16 protein-coding genes and 1 tRNA gene are annotated in these 17308 nt (G+C 58.9%); 3 read left to right on the top strand and 14 right to left on the bottom strand.

From position 1 onward, the window contains the following. Positions 1–7: 7 nt before the first annotated feature. The 14 genes from AC2TEL_RS07940 to AC2TEL_RS07875 form a co-directional block, all read right to left on the bottom strand. A complete protein-coding gene (locus AC2TEL_RS07940; RefSeq protein ID WP_480903063.1) occupies positions 8–1084 on the bottom strand; it encodes a DUF1513 domain-containing protein in 1077 nt (358 codons plus the stop codon). Between the two features lie 2 nt (positions 1085–1086). Then, positions 1087–2097, bottom strand: a complete 1011-nt coding sequence (locus tag AC2TEL_RS07935; RefSeq protein ID WP_480903061.1) for an imelysin family protein — start codon at positions 2095–2097, stop codon at positions 1087–1089. 3 nt (positions 2098–2100) lie between these two features. Further along, positions 2101–3591: a di-heme oxidoreductase family protein gene (locus AC2TEL_RS07930; RefSeq protein ID WP_480903099.1), complete on the bottom strand. Its 1491-nt coding sequence runs from the start codon at positions 3589–3591 to the stop codon at positions 2101–2103. A 13-nt stretch (positions 3592–3604) separates the two neighbouring features. Continuing rightward, positions 3605–4090, bottom strand: coding sequence for a bacterioferritin (gene bfr, locus AC2TEL_RS07925; protein ID WP_480841038.1), 486 nt, complete (start codon positions 4088–4090; stop codon positions 3605–3607). After that, complete coding sequence (locus AC2TEL_RS07920; RefSeq protein ID WP_480841036.1) at positions 4038–4331, bottom strand: (2Fe-2S)-binding protein; 294 nt, start codon at positions 4329–4331, stop codon at positions 4038–4040. Before AC2TEL_RS07920 ends, bfr begins: the two co-directional genes overlap by 53 nt. A gap of 133 nt (positions 4332–4464) precedes the next feature. Further along, a complete protein-coding gene (locus tag AC2TEL_RS07915) occupies positions 4465–5733 on the bottom strand; it encodes an imelysin family protein (protein ID WP_480862092.1) in 1269 nt (422 codons plus the stop codon). A gap of 280 nt (positions 5734–6013) precedes the next feature. Next, a tRNA-Met gene (locus tag AC2TEL_RS07910) sits at positions 6014–6090 on the bottom strand. An 80-nt stretch (positions 6091–6170) separates the two neighbouring features. After that, the gene (locus tag AC2TEL_RS07905; protein WP_480841032.1) at positions 6171–7148 is read right to left on the bottom strand and encodes an alpha/beta fold hydrolase; all 978 of its coding nucleotides are present in this window, start codon (positions 7146–7148) and stop codon (positions 6171–6173) included. Position 7149: 1 nt separating this feature from the next. Beyond that, positions 7150–8622 (bottom strand): flavin-containing monooxygenase, encoded by a 1473-nt coding sequence (locus tag AC2TEL_RS07900; RefSeq protein WP_480903059.1) that lies wholly within the window; start codon positions 8620–8622, stop codon positions 7150–7152. Between the two features lie 81 nt (positions 8623–8703). Then, positions 8704–9507 carry a PaaX family transcriptional regulator C-terminal domain-containing protein gene (locus tag AC2TEL_RS07895; RefSeq protein WP_480841028.1) on the bottom strand — a complete coding sequence of 268 codons (804 nt, stop codon included), beginning with the start codon at positions 9505–9507 and terminating at the stop codon, positions 8704–8706. A 59-nt stretch (positions 9508–9566) separates the two neighbouring features. Then, positions 9567–11591, bottom strand: coding sequence for a phenylacetic acid degradation bifunctional protein PaaZ (paaZ, locus tag AC2TEL_RS07890; RefSeq protein ID WP_480903057.1), 2025 nt, complete (start codon positions 11589–11591; stop codon positions 9567–9569). 34 nt (positions 11592–11625) lie between these two features. Beyond that, on the bottom strand, positions 11626–12978 hold the full coding sequence (locus AC2TEL_RS07885; RefSeq protein WP_480903055.1) for a TRAP transporter large permease: 1353 nt from the start codon (positions 12976–12978) through the stop codon (positions 11626–11628). Continuing rightward, on the bottom strand, positions 12978–13481 hold the full coding sequence (locus AC2TEL_RS07880) for a TRAP transporter small permease (protein WP_480841022.1): 504 nt from the start codon (positions 13479–13481) through the stop codon (positions 12978–12980). The genes AC2TEL_RS07885 and AC2TEL_RS07880 overlap by 1 nt, the downstream gene beginning before the upstream one ends. 54 nt (positions 13482–13535) lie before the next feature. Next, on the bottom strand, positions 13536–14555 hold the full coding sequence (locus AC2TEL_RS07875; protein ID WP_480903054.1) for a TRAP transporter substrate-binding protein: 1020 nt from the start codon (positions 14553–14555) through the stop codon (positions 13536–13538). A 200-nt stretch (positions 14556–14755) separates the two neighbouring features. Between AC2TEL_RS07875 and paaG the strand changes: the two genes are divergently transcribed. From paaG to paaK, 3 genes are read left to right on the top strand one after another with little or no spacing between them, the layout of a single operon-like run. After that, entirely contained in the window at positions 14756–15541 is a 786-nt protein-coding gene (paaG, locus tag AC2TEL_RS07870) for a 2-(1,2-epoxy-1,2-dihydrophenyl)acetyl-CoA isomerase PaaG (protein WP_480903052.1), read from the top strand. Between the two features lies 1 nt (position 15542). Next, complete coding sequence (gene paaI, locus AC2TEL_RS07865; RefSeq protein WP_480903050.1) at positions 15543–15971, top strand: hydroxyphenylacetyl-CoA thioesterase PaaI; 429 nt, start codon at positions 15543–15545, stop codon at positions 15969–15971. A gap of 15 nt (positions 15972–15986) precedes the next feature. Then, complete coding sequence (gene paaK / locus AC2TEL_RS07860; RefSeq protein ID WP_480841015.1) at positions 15987–17294, top strand: phenylacetate--CoA ligase PaaK; 1308 nt, start codon at positions 15987–15989, stop codon at positions 17292–17294. The last annotated feature ends 14 nt before the right edge of the window (positions 17295–17308 follow it).

Genomic DNA, 17308 nt, shown 5'->3' with positions numbered 1-17308 from the left:
ACCTGAATCAGCCTATCGGGATCAGGTGGTTATCCCAGTGGCAATACAGATGGGCCAATGCCGTCGGGCGGTTGCGACCCAAAACCCCGAATTGGCCGGTGCCGGTGGTAAAAACCAACCCATCCGGACCGGTGCCGAGACCGCAGACATCCTCCAGTTGGAACGCACCGGTAAACGCGCCGCCTGATACGTCAAACCGGTGCAATGCGTTGCCGCGCGGGCAGGTGATGGCAATGGTATTTCCGTCCGCGGAGAAGGCGATGCTGCCTGCGTAACCTTGCAGTGTAGTTTGTTCGCTTTCCGGTGCCGTCAAAAGGCGTGGCGCCGCACCCCGGCGATGCAGGCCCAACAAGGGCGGATGCTCGGTCTGGTTGCCCTGCCACTGCATCGCAAAACCCACCAAGCCATCGCGGTGCACGGCAAGATGTCGGATCGAGTTCTTGCGCAAGGAGGCGGGCAATTTCACCTGCTCTCGTACGACCCCTGACAGGCTGGCAAAAGTCACGTTCGGTTGCATTGTGGGCAGATTCAACTTGCTCCGGCCCGTGTCGGGGTGGGTTTCGATGCCGCCATTCGCGATGACCAGAGTGTCCTGGTCCGGCATAAGTCGAATGTCGTGGGGCCCGATACCGCCGGATGAGAATTCACCCAACCGCTTGTAGCTGTCGGTTTCCCAAACGCCGATCACACCAGCCCCGGCATCAAAGTCGTTTTCGGTCGTAAAGAACCGGGCGCCGTCGGATGAGAATACGCCGTGGCCGTAGAAATGGCGCCCAGCCGGGGCATGGATTTGTTCGAGTATTCGTCCTGCGGCACAATCGATCACCTGCCCAAAGGTTCCCGGACGGCGGGCGAAGGCTATGGCCAACGCACGGTGCGGATGAGCCGCCGCGGCGTGGCCACGGGCGGGAAGGGGCACCGAAAACAGTATCGTTCCGCCGGAATCCAGCCCGGCCAGCCGGTAGGAACCATCAGGAAAGAGCGCTGCGGCCAGAAATGCGGGTGCGCCAACAGCTGCCCATCCCCGGATAGGTGCGAATGAGGCGGCGGCCAGGCCGGCCAGGAAATGTCGACGCGTGGTCATGGTCAGTCTCCGTCAAGCGAATTGAAACCGGCACTGATACCCAGCGTCGGACCGAGGTCATTGGCTACTATCGTGCGGATATCGTTGATCGACTGCTGCAGTGCCTCGACCCGCAATCGTCCTTGCGGAGTGTCTACACCCGCAAATGATGGGTCGCCCAAGGAACGGGCGCGATCAAGTGCCTTATAAAAACCGGCGTCGAGGTCGCCCGCGATGTTCGGATGATCGATGGACAACCGCGCAGCCAGATCGCGTAATGCAACCAGAGAAAGTTCCACGTGGCGTGCGGATCGTTCGGAGCGCCACGCCTCGGCTCTCTTGGGGCGTGGTCGGTCATACGTTCCAAGAGGGCGGCCTAATCGAGTTTCGGCAGTGAATTGCAGCCCGCTGCTCAGGGCTTTGAACAGCTCTTGCAAAGCTTCTTTTTCAGTCCGATAAGGGCCGTTCGACCCGGGTTGCGTGAGTTTGAACGCATAGGTTTGCCAATTGTCGTTCATGGCGGTGGCATTGCGAACAATGTCGCCCGCGATGGCCCGGATCAAAGCGCAACGATAAGTGTCACGCCCTCTGGCTACAAATTCCGGGTCGTAAAGCATGAGCTCCAATGCGAAAAAGCCGCGGCTGGCAATGGATGTGGCGGCAAATGCCTCGGGCTCACTTGCGGCCGCATCTTCATCCGTGATCAGTTGCGACAGGGATTTAGTGGTAAACCCTTTGGTGTCGGGCCAAAACGCCAGAGCAAAGGCGCGTTCATCCTTTTCAGTCGGGCCAAAGCGCAGGTGGCTGGCGAAAATCCAGCTGTCAAATGCTGCTCCGTAGGCTTCACGCAACTCCGGAGAGTTCGGCGCACAATCGTTCGCGGCGGCAGATTGAAGCTGTCGCGCGTCGTCGGCCAATTGCGCAAACTTCGGCAGGACATGATTTTCCGTCACGTCGTTCAGGATCGGGGCATGATCCAGAGCCATGGCAGACAAGGGCAACAGCAGCGCGGCTAGAAGGCTGATTATGCGCATAGGTCAGAGGCTTTCGAGAAATCGGATCAGAGCGTCGCGGTCGGCCTTGGGCATCGAAACGACAGTGTCGCGGGCGACCTGGGCTTCACCCCCGTGCCACAGGATCGCTTCGAGTAGTGACCGGGCGCGGCCATCATGCAGGAACTGAGTATGTCCGGACACACGTTCGGTCAGGCCGATACCCCAAAGCGGAGGCGTGCGCCATTCCCGCCCTGTTGCACGGGCCTCGGGGCGGTTGTCGGCCAAACCTTCGCCCATGTCGTGCAGCAACAGGTCGGTATAAGGCCAAATCAGCTGAAAACTGTGTTCCGGGCGATCCGGCATCCTGTGCGTGACGAACGCGGGCGTGTGGCAAGCGGCGCACCCTGTGTCGTGAAACACTTTCTTGCCATGCAGGACCTGTGGATCGTCCACATCCCGACGCGCCGGCACCCCCAGATTGCGGCTGTAGAACGCAACCAGATCCATGCCGGTTTTGTCAATTTCGAACACGCGATCGTCCTGATCCCCATGCGGGGCGTTGACACAGTCGGTCTGCGCTTCGGTGCAATCACCGAAAGGCGCCGGATAAAGCGGGCTGGAAATGCCGATGTCGCCGGCAAAGGCGGCGGCGGATTGCTCCATCACCGTGGGCATCCCGGCCTTGTGTCCGAACCGACCCATCATGGGTTGGTCGAATTCAACGGACCATACGATGTTAGGTCGGCCCGAGATGCCGTCACCATCCGAGTCATCAGGATCGGCGTTGGCCAGCAGATCGTCGACCGGGATTGCCTCCAGTAACCCCAAACCGATCATCTGCGGCGCCACGCGTGGGCTGAGCATCGCATCCGGATGAAGCGGCCCATAGCCCAGATCGGCCGGCGTGTAAGCCGGGTTGCGCAGGAAAACCATTTCACCGCCGGACACTTCCATCGGAATTTCTTCGTAAGTGATACCCAACCGATATTCGGCGGGATGGCCGGCCAGAGCGAAGTCCTGCATTTGCCCGCCGTAATTGGGCTCGGGCCGGGTGGCGATGTAGTCTTCGATTTCTGCGGGCGCATCCTCGGGCACGCCGGGGACTGAGACCCGGAGGAACATGGAGATCGCGTTGTCATCCGGCCCATTTGGTGTATGCCCGCGTCCGTCCTTGATATGGCACCGCTGGCAGGAGCGCGCATTGTAAAGCGGGCCGAGCCCGTCTGAGGCCTTCGTCGATGACGGGGATGACACCCAGATTTTCTTGAACAGCCCGTTGCCGACCTTGAAGTCCAGCTCCTGCTCAAATGTGATATTGGCGGAGGGTTGCAAAAACGCATCCGAATCCGTGCGCACACGAACCGTTGCGGCGCCTGCCGACAACTCTTCGAACCGTTGGGGCACAGAAAAATCGTCGGGTGCGGAAGTTACGTCCGAAATTCGGGCTTTTTCTTCTTCGGTACGGAGGAGGGTGTTCAGGTGAAGGTCCTGCAGCTCGGCTGACAGGGCGGGGGTGGCCGCATTCACGGCCACCACTAACAGAAGGCTATTCGCCTTCGTCCATTTTCGAGGCGTTGAGTTGCGCATAATTGGCTTCGCCAATCCTTTCGTAAAGATCGAGCTGCGTTTCGAGAAAATCGATGTGACCTTCTTCATCGCGGATCAAATCCTCGAACAAAGACATCGAGGCATAATCACCGGCCTCGCGGCAGTACTCTCGCGCTTCGACGTAAAGAGCACGCGCGTCGTTTTCGGCTGCCAGATCACATTCCAGAGTTTCTTTCGGTGTCTGACCGATCCGCAACGGGTCCAGCTTTTGCAGATTCGGGTGGCCTTCCAGGAAAATGATCCGTTCGATCAGCTTGTCTGCGTGGCCCATTTCCTCGATGGATTCCTCGCGGCTTTTCTTGGCCATGTGGCCCAGACCCCAGTCTTCCTGCAACCGATAATGGAGCCAGTACTGGCTGACGGCCGTCAGCTCATGCCGCAGTGATTTGTTGAGATATTCTATGACCTTGGGATCGCCCTTCATTGACACTCTCCTGTGTTACTGCGGTGCGCAGGGCGCGCAGTTGCATTGGCACTTGCAGGTTATCATCTGACTTCATGGTGTCTAGGAAAAGGGGCATGCATCCGCCACAATCCGCTGATTTTCCAAGGGCATGGTAGATTTTGCCAGGGGTAATGATCGCCTGCGGATCGGATGTCCGCATCCAGTCGATGGCGGCACGGATATCGTGGTCCGAGATATTGGTGCAATGGCAAACGATCATGGCGATTCGACCAGTTTTACATATCCTACTTATTTACTAGGTTATTGGGCTGAGGTCCAGTCTGGCAATCCAAACTTTTGTGATTTGAGTATCGGAGGCGCATGTTCGCGCCTCCGAAGCAGCGGTGCATTGTTTAGTGGAACACCGCGTCGGGGTTATCCAGACTGTCGGAGCCTTCAAACTCGATCTGATCCAGTTTCAGCGTGCTGACGATGCGCTCGATGGTCTTGGTTTGATCGACCAGACCGTCAACACCTGCCATGATCAGCGCTTCACCGCCGGCATTGCCGCGTTCGAGCATCTGATCGTAGGCAAAGCCGGCCTCGGCGGTCGATTTGATGCGGCCAAGCGCTCGCATTGTAGCCGACAGCTTTGTCTTCATCTCGGCATCCAGTGCCGGATCAGTTGTGGCAACCAGATCTGACAGAGAAGCACCAGAGACCGGAGAGCCATCTACGCGCGTATAGTTTCCAAGATAGACATTCTGAATACCCAGCCCGTCATAGTAATGGCTGTTGTGCGTATTGTCGGCAAAGCAATCATGCTCTTCTTCGGGGTCGTTCAGCATCAGGCCCAGACGCATCCGCTCTCCCGCCTGTTCGCCGTAGGACAGCGAGCCCATGCCGGTCAGGATCGCGGCAACACCCGCATCTTCGTTGGCAGCCAGTGCTGCGCGCGCTTCGCCGCCTTGCTGCCACTGGGCGGCCATCCACTCCAGGTCGCTGATCAGCAGATCGGTGGCAGCGCTCAGGTACTGAGCGCGGCGTTCGCAATTGCCGCCCGTGCATTTCTCGCCCTTGGCGTAATCAGTCCAGCGGCGGTCGCCGGCGCCTTCGCTGTGGCCATTCAGGTCCTGACCCCAAAGAAGAAATTCGATGGCATGATAACCGGTGGCGACATTCGCTTCGATCCCATCGGCCTCGTGCAGAGTTTCGGACAGAAGTTCCGGCGTGATTTCGTTGGCGTCAATGGTCTCTCCCGACAGCTCGAAGCTGGGGTTCGCGATAACGTTCAGAACGGCGAATTCGTTCTCGTCACTCGGACCACCGTAAGACGCATCCACGTAATCGATCAGGCCTTCATCCAGCGGCCAGGCGTTTACCTTGCCTTCCCAATCGTCGACGATAGCGTTGCCAAAGCGATAAACTTCCGTTTGCTGATAGGGTACGCGGGCCGCAATCCACGCTGCGCGTGCCTGGTTCAGAGTTGCGTCCGATGGATCTGCGATCAGAGCTTCGACGGCTGATTGCAGCTTTTGGGCGGTTATCAGGCTGTCCTCGTATTTTGCTTCGGCAATGTCGGCATATGTGTTCAATACATCAGCTTTGGACGGCGCTTCGGCTACAGCCGCCGTCGCAATGCAAAGCGTCATGGCGCTGGTTGCCGCGAAAAACTTGGTCATAAGGTTCGATCTTTCCTGTCAAATCGGGATTCGATTCCCACGAGGTTTCGGGGAGTGAGCGCGATAATATCTGAGAGAAACACTCAGCTATGTCAACCTGAGTTTTTTTGTCGGATTAGGTTTTGTGCAAGTTACTCCAGCGTGTGTGGGAGACCCGGCTGATCAATAAAACGTGCAGTGCCTCGACGCCGCCAAATGAGTGGCGTCAACGCCTGCGCACGGGCATTTCAATCGAAGGCCCCGCCACCTTAGGCGTAACTGTAAACTTTTTGGGGAATTTTGGTAGCGGAGGAGGGACTTGAACCCCCGACACGCGGATTATGATTCCGCTGCTCTAACCAACTGAGCTACTCCGCCACGAGTGAAAGGCGATGTAAGGGAGGGGCGCAGGAGGGTCAAGAGGGAAAAGTGCAAGTCTTGGGGGATTCTTGAACCAGCTAAGTGCAGGCCTGATCAGACCGTGTCTGATCCGACAAAGTGCTTTGCGCGACCTTGCGGACAAAGGCTGCACACGCTTCGGGGGCAGTAATCGGAATCATGTGCCCACGGCCCTCCAGCGTTTCACAGGTTAAGCCAAATTGCGCCATTTTGGCCCCGTGTTGATCCGGCGACAGAACCGGATCCTCAGCTCCAAACAGGATGCCGCCGGGGACCTGAAGGTTCTGGTAACCATGACTTATCGCCTCGATGCTAGCCTCGGCCCCAATGACATCCTGAGACGCGGTAATAAAGGCAGAGGGCCGCAATCCCAGAGCACCACCGGCCCGGTCGAGAAAATCCGCTGGCGCAGGTTCAGGGGCGAACACGTCTTTCAGCACCAGCGGAGCGGTTTTTCGCGCCAAGGGCACCGCGATCGTGTATCCGATCAGGTTGCGCAACCATCCGGTGCGAATCTCCAGGGGTTTGAAGACGGGCGGCGTTGACGGCATTTTCTGCGTCAGCGGCGCCAGCAAGGCCAGGGCTTTGGTATTTTTGGGATAGTTCTGCGCCATGGCCAGCGCTACTGCTCCGCCCAGCGAGTGACCCACCAGCACGGCGCTTTCAATGCCCTTGTTCTGCAAGAACTCGTGGATCATGCGGGCTTGTTCCGGCAACGTCGCCAGAGCCGCAGAGGCTCGCGTTGAGTAACCACAGCCGGGGCGGTCGACAGCAATGACGTGGTAGTCATCCGCCAGATCATCCATCAGAGCATAGGTAAAGTGCTGCAATTGGCCGGATAGCCCGTGGATCATTACAATAGCCGGATTCGTCGGATCGCCCCTTTCGACATAGTGTATGCGTCCACCCTGTACCGGTATGATTTGTCCCAGCTGCGGCACGATCTGCATGCCTTGATGGGTCAGGCGGCGTGTCCAGAGGTTCATGCCCAGTAAGAAAATGCCAAACAGGGCGAGGATCGTCAGAAGTACCGTCATGTCAGGCGTCTCCATTCGTAGGCCGGGTGATTGGATGGTATTGTTCCAGCCCGGATCGCGCCATGCGCTTTTTGAACTCTGAAACTGTTCCGGGCCACAGGGTCGTGTTGCGTCCGTTTGCATCCTGATACCAGGACGTGCACCCGCCGGCCTGCCAGATGCTGTCTTTGTGGCGGTCTTGCATTTCCTGCGTGAATGCCACCTGTTTTGCGGGATCAGGCGCGATACCGGACCACTGCCGCGCCTCCATTTCAGTCAGCACACGACCGATATGTGCAACCTGTGCTTCGATCATCAGCACCACCGAGTTATGACCCAGACCGGTATGAGGGCCGAGCAGAATAAAGAAATTCGGGAAACCCGCGATGGCAGTTCCCAGATTTGCTTGCATCCCGTCTGCCCAAGCCTGGCGGATCGTCAGGCCGTTGGCTCCGGTAATGTCCAGTCTTTCCACCGCGTCGGTGACGTGAAATCCGGTGCCCCAGATCAACACGTCAGCCTGAAACCGAGAGCCATCGGTTGCTGTAATGAGGTCCTTGTCGATTGACGCAACACCATGCGGGATCACCGTGACATTGTCCCGCGCCAGAGCCGGATACCAGTCGTTTGAACTGAGGATACGCTTACATCCGATCCGGTAGTCCGGAGTCAGCTTCTTACGTTCCAGTGGGTCTGTGATGGCGCTATCCAGCGCCTTCCGCCACATCTTCATGGCAAACTCGACCGCGCCCTTTTCTCCTCGGAACACACGATGCCGAAATTCGAACAATGTATAAATCAGTCGGCGCCGAACACGTGGCAGGACTGGCAGCCGTCGGTAAAGTCGACGTATCCACGGCGCGATCGGTCCATCCGGTCGCGGCAACACATAGGGTGCGCTGCGTTGAAAAATCGTGACCTGACGGGCGGATTTGACGATTTCGGGTACGAATTGCACCGCCGAAGCGCCGGTGCCGATCACGGCGATCTTCTTGCCTTTCAGGGGGACTTCATGCTCCCATTCAGCGGAATGAAAGCTGGGCCCGGGGAAACTGTCTGCGCCCGGGATGTTCGGAAAACGCGGTATGTGCAACGCGCCAATTGCAGACACCAAGAACCGAGCGGACCAGCGGTGTCCGTTGCGGGCTTCAACTAGCCAGCGCGCGCCGTTCCAGCGGGCAAATTTCAGTTCCTGATGAAAGTGGCAAAGCTCATAGAGGCCCTCGGCACGTGCCACACGCTGCAGATAGGAGAGAATCTCTGCCCCTCCGGCATAGGCCCGACTCCAGTCCGGGTTCAGGTGCGTGGCCATTGAATAAAGGTGAGAGGGCACGTCACAGGCCACGCCGGGATAGGTGTTTTCGCGCCAGGTTCCCCCGACATCACCAGCTTTTTCAAGAATGGTGATATCGGTGATCCCGCGTTTGCGGGCCTCGATGGCCATGATCAACCCCGAAAAACCGGCGCCGATGATCAGCATATCCGTTTCAGTCACGTTCGGCTCCCTCCGGCATTGCTGGATTGCCCGAACTCAGGATAGGCCGTTCGACGCTTCCGTGAATAGCCTGCCGTCGGGTTACGCCGTGCTGTTCAGGAAATTCAGCGCTGGGCGGGGCAAGGTGTCCAGAAGATCGAACACGGCATCCCTGCATTCCGGCCCGGTCCAGTCCGGCGGGAAAAACACTGCGGGCAGGTCCGGTTGACGCAGTACAACCCGACGCCAACGATGCACCAACAAGGTACGCAATGTGGCGCTTTGCGCCGGAGTGGCTGCCCAATCCGCCGGGCGGGTATGCGTTGCCCGTTGCACGTCTTCCAGAAGAGACCGGCACGCAAGGCGCAGATCGGCAGGACACAGGCGATCCTGAACCCATTGCGGTGCAGTGTGGGCCGAAACCTCAAACGCCAGCAGGCCTTCGGTCTGTTCGGGCACAGGACCCGGGCCCAGGGCCACATTGCGGGCGATGGGCGTGCAGTCGTAGCTGAGAAGCATTTCGTCCAGCACCTGCGAACCGCCTCCGTCCTCGGCGATCAACAAGTGCCATTTGCGGTTTGGCTCAGAACTGCGGGCATAGATGCGGGGCGTTACCGCAGCGGATTGTGTGCGGCCATAATCGGTGAGGAAATGCATCGACACCCGCCCGATGCGATCGCTTTCGATCCAGCCGTCCTTTCGCAGCCGATGCAGCGCGACACGGATGGCCTCGGGCTTGATGCCGATAGGTTCTATAACCCGCGTAAGCGCTCCGCCGGAGATCTGTGCGCCGGGCTCCTGAGCGAGATCGCCGAAGAGAGACACGATGATCGACCACACCCGCTGATCCCGCGGGTCCGCCAATTCGGCAACGGCCGTTTCGAACCACGTGTCCTGGCTGATCATACGCGCCAGTTTAACCCTTTCGGGGAAATAAGAAAATCACATTTCCCGTGTGCCGGTTGTCAGCACGCGCACATGGTCAGCAATTCGTATTCTGCCACCAATTCATCATCCTGATTGGTGAGCGTGACGTGCCAGCGCACTTCGCCATATTCGTCGTTGCGCGGGGTCTTCTGCTTGACTGTCAGACGCACCTTGATGCTGTCGCCCGGGACGACCGGCTTCATGAAGCGCAACCCGTCCAGTCCGGTATTGGCCAGAACCGGGCCTTCGTTCGGTTCGACGAACATCCCTGCGGCAAAGCTCAGCAGCAGATAGCCATGCGCCACGCGACCGGGGAAGAACGGGTTACGTGCCGCCGCGTCTTCATCCATATGGGCATAGAATGTGTCGCCGGTAAAATTGGCAAAGTGCTCAATGTCTTCCAGCGTAATGGTGCGCGGTGCGGTGTTCAGGGTTTCCCCGATGCTCAGTTCGCCGAACTTGCGGGTGAAGGGATGCTCCGGGCCGCTGATTTCGGGCGCGCCGGGAACCCATTTGTGTCCAATTGCGGACAGCATACGGGGCGAGCCTTGAATCGCCGTGCGCTGCATATAGTGCATAACGCCACGTACTCCGCCCATTTCTTCGCCACCGCCCGCACGGCCCGGTCCGCCATGGACCATGTGCGGCAAAGGCGAGCCATGGCCGGTGGATTCCGCCATCGAGTCGCGGTCATTGATGTATATACGACCGTTATAGGCGGCGGCCCCCAGAACCACTTCGCGTGCAACGTCCGGGTCGTGGGTGATCAGCGATGTGACCAGTGATCCCTGGCCCCGGTTGACCAGCGCCACCGCATGATCCAGATCCCGATACCCCATGATGGTCGAAACCGGGCCAAAAGCCTCGGTATCATGGACGCGCTGGGCGTTGTCGGGATTGGCACAGTGGAACAGCATCGGCGGAACAAAGGCGCCGGTGTCGGGCCCTTCAATTTTGAATGCCTTGGGGTCACCAAAGACCCGTTCGGCTTCAGTTCCGATCACGTCGGCCTTGGCGAGCACATCTGCTTTCTGCCCGTTCGATACCAGCGCCCCCATGCGTGTCGTGTCAAGCCGCGGGTCGCCGATCGTGACCTGAGCCAGCCGAGCGGACAGCGCGTCGATCACGGCCTGTATCTGCGCGTCGGGCACGATTATCCGACGGATAGCCGTGCATTTTTGTCCCGCTTTCGCGGTCATCTCGCGGGTGACTTCCTTGACAAACAGGTCGAATTCGGGCGTGCCCGCGACCACGTCCGGCCCCAGGATCGAGGCATTCAGGCTGTCCTGCTCGGCTACAAACCGAACCGAGTTGCGCACGATTGCCGGTGTTTGCCGCAGTTTCAGCGCCGTGTCCGCCGAACCGGTGAAGCTGACCACATCCTGACAGCCCAGACGATCCAACATATCGCCCAGACCGCCCGAAACCAGTTGCAGCGCACCTTCCGGCAGAATACCGCTGTCCAGCATGATCCGCACGGCCAGCTCGGTGACATAGCAGCTGTTTGTTGCCGGTTTCACGATGGCAGGCACCCCGGCCAGCAGGGTGGGGGCCAGTTTCTCCAGCATGCCCCAGACCGGGAAGTTGAATGCGTTGATATGTACCGCGACGCCTTGCAACGGGGTGCAGATGTGTTGCCCCAGAAACGTTCCGTTGCGCGACAGCTGTTCGATGTTGCCATCCAGATAGACGTGCGCGTCAGGCATTTCTCGCCGACCTTTCGAGGCAAAAACGAACATGGTGCCGATTCCGCCATCGATATCGATCAGGTGGTCTTTTTGCGTGGCCCCGGTCTCGAAGCTGAGATCATACAGCGCCTGTTTGTGCTCGGACAGGGCCTGTGCCAGCGCCTTCAGCATGCGGGCGCGTTGATGGAAGGTCATGGCACGCAGGGCGGGTCCACCGGTATTGCGGGCATAGTCCAGCATTGCCTGCACGTCGAGATCGGCATTGCCCGCCGTGGCAAAGGGTGCGCCGGTGATGGCCGAGGCGATGGTCCGGGCGCCGGATCCGGGCGCAATCCACGCTCCGGCGGCAAAGCTGGAAATCTGATGCAGGGACATGTGCGTCCTCCTGTTGAATTTCAGTCAGTCGGGCTCAGTGCCCCAATGCGCCCATCTGCTGAGGCAGGTACAGGACCACGATGGGCACAAGTACGATCAGCGCCAGGCGGAAGATGTCGGCGACCCAGAACGGGGTGACGCCTCGGAAGATCGTGCCGGTCGAGACGTCTCCGACCACGCCTTTCAGGATGAAGACGTTCAGCCCGACAGGTGGAGTGATTAGCGAGATCTCCGTGACGACCACAACGACAATGCCGAACCAGATTGGGTCATACCCCAGCGAAGTGACCAGCGGGAAAAAGATTGGAACGGTCAGCAGTAGCATCGACAGCGATTCAAACACACAGCCCAGAATGATGTAGATGCCGAGGATCATGAGTATCACGACAAAGGGCGACACGTCGTATGCGGTGACCAGGGCGATCAGCGCCTCGGGCAATCCGGCCAGATTAATGAAATTCGAAAAGATCTGTGCGCCGATCAGTACGGCAAACAGGGCCGAGGCCGTAAAGCAGGTTTCTTTCAGGACTTCGAACGTCGAGCCTACTGTCAGTCCGCCCCGGAACAGGGCGATCAGAAACGCACCGGCAGCACCCATGCCGGCGGCTTCGGTCGGCGAGAATGTCAGGTTCAGAGGTTCGAAATCAAACGCACCATAAAGACCGCCGATCACCAGGAAGAATAGTAGCAGGACGGCCCAGACAGACCCCAGGGCGCGAAGGCGATCAGCCCAGCTTGAGCGTTCGCCTGCAGGGCCGGCCTCGGGGTTGCGCCAGACTGTCCAGCGCACGGCGAACAGGTAGAACAGAATACCCAGGATTCCGGGGATGATGCCCGCCATGAACAGCTTGCCAATCGAGGTTTCGGTCAGCAACCCATAGATGACCAGAATGACCGACGGTGGGATCAGGATGCCGAGTGTGCCGCCCGCCGCGATGGACGCGGTCGACAACTCATCAGAATAGCCATAACGGCGCATCTGCGGCATGGCGACCTTGGACATGGTGGCGGCGGTGGCCAGCGACGAGCCGCAGATCGCCGAAAACCCACCGCAAGCAGCAACCGTTGCCATGGCGATACCGCCGCGCATATGGCCCAGAAAAGCGTTGGATACGGCATAAAGCTCGCGCGCCATGCCGCCCTTGTTCACGAACAGCCCCATCAGGATGAACAGCGGCACCACCGACAGGCCATAGTCCTGCGCGGTGTCTGTGATCTGACGCCCCACCATGGACATGGCGGCTTTGAGGCCGCGTTCGTCGAAAATGGATCCGCCACGTTCATAGGCAAAACCCAGCGTTCCAACCAGACCCATGGCAAAGACGATGGGCAGGCGCATCAGGACAAGGATCAGGACAATCGCGAATCCGATCAGTGCGGCGGTCATCAATTGGTCTCCGAAAGGATGTGAGGGGCAAAGAAACGCAGCAGGCCGGTGGCGATCATCACCACGGCAGTCACGGCAACGGACAAGGTGATGAACCAGCCGATCAGATAGGTCGGGATCGAGAGGTATTCGGTGACATCCCCATAATCCCGTGCCCGCTCGGCCAGAACCCATACGCGCTGAACAGGCCAGTAAAGCATCATTCCGCTGACCAGATAAATGACCAGATCGCGCACGCGGGACAGGTGGAGGCGGTTGAATACACCGTCGGTCAGGTCCACCGCGATATGACCGTTTGTGGTCGAAACGATGGGCAGGACAGAAAACACCAGGATGGCCATCAGGATACGGGTCAACTCGGTCGCGGCCTCAATCGGCGCATTGAAAACCGACCGCAGGATGACATCGCAAAACGTCATCACCATCAGGACGAAAAGCGCAACGCTGGCCACGACCACCGGAAGAATGCTGGCACGGCGAATGAGCTGGATAAAGGGAGACATCGGTACCTCGGGCAGTGGTCCGGGGCGGGATTGGCAACCGCCCCGGAGCTTGGATCAGTTGGAGGACAGTTCCGAGTTGATCATGTCATATGCGGCTTGTGCGTCGACACCTGTCGCGTCCACTTCCGCGATGACTTTGCCGCGAATATCTTCGGCGATGGCCGAGAATTTCTCGAGATCTGCATCGCTGGCCGCGTTGATCGCGTTGCCTTCGGCAGCTTCAGTGGCTTCGCGTCCGATGGCGTCGATCTCATCCCAGATCTTGCCGATTTCCCGGCTGAGCGGTTCGCCAAAGACATTCTCCTCAAGCGCCTTTTGCAGGTCTTCAGGCAAGTCGGCGAAAGTGTCTTCGTTCATGATAAAGGCGAACGACCCGCGATACAGGCCGCCCGGCAATTCATAAACGTTCTGCGCAACCTCGGTCAGCTTGAAGCCTTTGCGGGATTCGAAAGGCATGACAACGCCGTCCGCCGCTTTGGACGCCAATGTTTCGTAGACCTTGGGGGCCGGAACCTGAATGCCTGTCGCTCCCAGTGCTGTGCCGACGTCACCGCCAACACCGCCGGGGATACGGACCTTGAGGCCGGATACTTCGTCCAGCGTGGTCACAGGAGCACTGGAATGCAATTGCGCTGGACCGTGGGTGTGCAACGCAATGACCTTCACGCCGCGGTGTTCGTCAGCTGCCTTGAGGTGTGCGTCATAGGCGCGCCAGTAAGCAACGGATGCCTCTTCCGCAGTTCCTTCGTAGCCGGGCAGTTCGATCAGTTTGGTGGTGACAAAACGCCCCGGCTGGTAGCCGTGGAAAATGATCGAGGCATCTGCCGCGCCGTCCATGATCAGGTCCATTTGCGCCGGGGGCGGGGCGATGCCCAGTTTCAATTCGGCTGTGACCTGGCCGTCGGTGGCCTCTTCGACCATTTCGACGAACTTGGGCCACATCTTTGCGTTGATGCCATGGGTCGGCGGCGCCCAGCTAGAGATTGTCAGGGTGTAGTCGGCAGCAAACGCGATTGTGCCTGATACCGCCAGTGTTGCTGAGGCCAGCAGGGTGGTGAGTTTGGAAAATTTCATGACCGGGTCTCCTCCTCAAAAGCGTAAGTCGTGAACATGTTAATAGTGCGTTTTGTAACTATCAACGACGCGAGGGGCGGGCTGGGCATGTTGGTCCAGAGCCTTTCCACGTGGCCGAGTCACAAGGGTCTCAGAATTTATTGACCAACCGTTCGGTTTATGCAAGAAGTTTGTTGAAACTTATGCAAAGAGAATTGGGTATGACTGATACGATTCTTTCGCAGGATCACGGAAAATGGGTTGAAATCACCCTGAACCGTCCGGATCGCCTGAACAGCTTTACCGATGAAATGCACATGGCCTTGCGGGCAGAGCTTGAGGCCGCCCGTGATCGCGGTGCGCGTGCCGTTCTGTTGACTGGAGCGGGTCGAGGGTTCTGCGCCGGTCAGGATCTGGGCGACCGGAATCCTGCGACAATGGCTGGCCCGCCCGATCTGGGCTACACGGTCCGCACGTTTTACGCACCGCTCGTGCGGCTGATTCGCTCGCTGGATTTCCCCGTCGTCTGTGCCGTGAACGGAGTGGCAGCCGGGGCAGGGGCCAATATCGCCTTGGCCTGCGATGTTGTGTTGGCCGCTGAATCCGCCAAATTCATTCAGTCCTTCTCCAAGGTCGGTCTGATACCGGATACCGGCGGAAGTTGGCATTTGCCGCACTTGTTGGGCGAGGCGCGCGCCAAGGGATTGGCGTTGACCGGTCAGCCGTTGCCAGCGACGCAAGCCGAGCAATGGGGATTGATCTGGAAAGCCATTCCGGACGCCGAATTGATGAGCGAGGCCCGCGCGCTGACCGAACAGTTCGCTAACGGTCCGACGCTGGGACTTGGGTTGACGAAGCAGACCATTCAGACCGCAGCGACGACGTCCCTGACCGACCATCTGGAGCTTGAGGCGGACGCCATGAAAACCTGCGGCGAAAGCGCGGATTACGCAGAAGGCGTGACAGCCTTTCTGGAAAAACGCGCGCCAGTGTTCCAAGGAAAATAGGATGACGCCGAACGATCGCGCAGAAAAAGCAGCCGCTGCCATGTGGGGCCGGGACAATGCGTCGAAATGGGCCGGGATGCAGCTGGCGCATATTGCAGAGGGCACAGCGAGGCTGACCCTGGAGGTTCAGGATCATCACTGCAATGGCCATGGCATCTGCCACGGCGGCGTGACCTTCATGCTGGCCGACAGCGCCTTTGCCTTTGCCTGCAACAGTCGCAACCAGTCCACCGTGGCCCAGCATAACGTAATCAGCTATGTGGCTCCGGCCCGCTCGGGCGATTGCCTGACGGCTTTGGCGACCGAGCAGAGCCTGACCGGGCGCAGCGGAATCTATGATGTGACAGTCACCAACCAAGACGGCCGGAAGATCGCCGAGTTTCGGGGTTTTTCCCGTGCAGTTGGCGGTTTGGTCTTTGAAGAAACCTGAGAAAAGGGGGATAGCATGAAGGATCTTACTCCGAACAAGGCGGATCTCGATCCGATTGAGATCGCCTCGATTGACGAAATCCGGGCGTTGCAACTGGATCGGCTGAAATGGTCGCTGCGCCATGCCTATGACAATGTGCCGATGTATCGTCAGCGGTGTGACGAAACGGGCGTGCATCCCGACGATCTGCAAACGCTGAGCGATCTGAGCCGTTTCCCATTCACCTACAAAAACGACCTGCGGGACAATTATCCATTTGGCCTGTTTGCCGTTCCGCGAGATCAGATTATCCGTGTGCACGCGTCCTCGGGAACGACCGGCAAGCCGACCGTCGTGGGATACACTCAGGGCGATATCGACAACTGGGCCGATCTGGTGGCCCGGTCGCTGCGGGCCAGCGGTCTGCGCCGTGGGGATATGGTGCATAACGCTTACGGATACGGCTTGTTCACCGGCGGTCTGGGCGCGCATTACGGGATCGAAAGGCTTGGGGCTACGGTTGTCCCGATGAGTGGCGGGCAGACGTCAAAACAGGTCGACCTGATCACCGATTTCAAACCGGACGGGATCATGGTGACGCCGTCTTATATGCTCAATATTCTCGAACAATATCATAAGGTCGGGATCGACCCGCGCGCCTGTTCACTGAAGGTTGGTGTTTTTGGTGCCGAGCCGTGGACGGATTCGATGCGGGCCGAGGTTGAGCAGGCTTTTGACATGCACGCGGTCGATATCTACGGATTGTCCGAGATCATGGGGCCGGGCGTTGCCAACGAGTGCGTGGAAACCAAAGACGGCCCTGTCATTTGGGAGGATCACTTCTACCCCGAAATCATCGACCCCGAGACAGGCGAAGTGCTGCCTGACGGAGAAATGGGTGAGCTGGTCTTTACCACTCTGACCAAGGAAGGCTTGCCGATGATCCGCTACCGTACCCGCGATCTGACGCGGTTGTTGCCGGGCACGGCGCGGTCGATGCGGAGGATGGAAAAGATCACCGGGCGGTCGGACGACATGATCATCCTGCGCGGTGTCAACGTGTTCCCAAGCCAGATTGAAGAACAGGTTCTGGCCACAGGTGGGCTTGCGCCATATTACCAGATCGAACTCTATCGCGCCGGCCGCATGGATGCGATGCGCATTCATGTCGAGGCCACACCGGACGCCGCGGACGAGCTAAGCAAAACCGCTGCTGTCCGCATGCTGACGCGCCGGATCAAAGATGTCGTTGGTATTTCGACCGAGATCAATATAGGCGATCCGGGTGAAGTTGAACGCAGCCAGGGCAAGGCGCGCCGCGTCATCGACAACCGGAATGAATAAGGCAGAGGCGGAGA

Source organism: Ruegeria sp. HKCCD9138 (assembly GCF_057220975.1).
This window is presented reverse-complemented; position numbering and strand designations above follow the sequence as displayed.